The sequence below is a fragment of the Pantoea sp. PvP021 genome, assembly GCF_054056055.1.
This window is the reverse complement of record NZ_JBSRXX010000019.1, coordinates 1-1,248: the sequence shown is the minus strand read 5'-3', so window position 1 is coordinate 1,248 and position 1,248 is coordinate 1. Positions and strand designations below refer to the sequence as shown.

Genomic DNA, 1,248 nt, shown 5'->3' with positions numbered 1-1,248 from the left:
CCCGTCGCGTCACGCTCCTTACCCGAGTAGCGCACCGTTTTGTAATCCGCCTCCACCGCACTGCGCGCCGTCCACACCGCCGTGCCGCCGTACGGATAGTACTCCTCCATGCTGATGACGTTCCCGTTATCGTCCAGCTCCAGCCCGCTGCTGCCGGTGAGGTTATCGTAACTGTAACGCAGCCGGCCGCCAGTGATTTCCGCCGGCCTGCCTGACGTCCAGTGCAGCACCCGCACCTGCGCCCGGCCCGCCTCACCCACGGTTATCACCTGCAGGCTTTCCGTTTCCGTGCTGCCTGCTTTAGTCGTGCGCAGCTCCAGCCCCGGCAGGTACAGCGCCCGCTGCGTCTGCGTGCTGCTGCCGGTTTTCTGCACGCTCACCTTCAGAAGCCGCTGGCTGTTGCCGTCGTACCGGTAGCTCTCCCGGTCATCCGCATATCCGGCGCGCACCACCGGCGTGACCTTCAGCAGCTCGTTACGCGGCGTCCAGACCAGGCTCTGACCCGGCTGCAGCCGGGTCTGCTGCCCGCCCGCCGTGAACAGCGCGTCCACCTCTGCCGGGTTTTCCGTCAGCGTGCTCAGCACGCCCCGGTTGCTGCGGTTGCTTACGGTGATTCGGGTTGTGTAGCCGCTGCCCGCGGCCGGGGAATGGCATATCTGCGTCAGGTTGCCGGCCTCATCGTAAGCATAAGTGCGGGTATATTGTGTATATGCGGAGCCGTCGGCGGGAAGGGGTACGGTAGCGGACGGTAAGCTGCTGCCCTGCTGTCCGGCATTTGCCATCTCGCGCCCGGTGGCGCGGACCAGCCGGTACAGGCTGTCGTAGGCGTACGTGCTCTCCGGCACCGCCTTCTGGTTGCGCCAGAAGCGGGTCTCTTCGGCGTCGTCAGTCATGTTCAGCACGTTGCCCACCGGGTCGTACTCATAGCGCAGGTCCTGCAGCACCTTCGCACCGGCGGCGTGGCCGGCCGGACGCGCCGTTTTAATGCCGGAGAGGCGCTGCGTCTGCGCGTCATACGCGTACCAGGTCACCACGCCGTTGCCGTGCGCCTCGCGCAGCTTCTGCCCGGCAGCCGAGTACGTCAGGGAGGCGACGACAACCTGCTCCCTGCCGCCCTTCACGGTCAGCCAGCTGCCCGACAGCAGGCCCGCCGCGTCGTACGCCACGCGCTGCAGGTTGCCCCGGGCGTCGGTGGTGGTCAGCACCGCCCCGGTGGCGTCGGCGGCGGTCCGGGTGGTGTATGCCTCA

Annotated in this window: 1 pseudogene; it reads right to left on the bottom strand. The window is 67.3% G+C overall.

The features are described 5' to 3' along the window. Positions 1-1,248: pseudogene (locus tag ACVKSX_RS23680) on the bottom strand (RHS repeat protein); the annotation flags it as partial.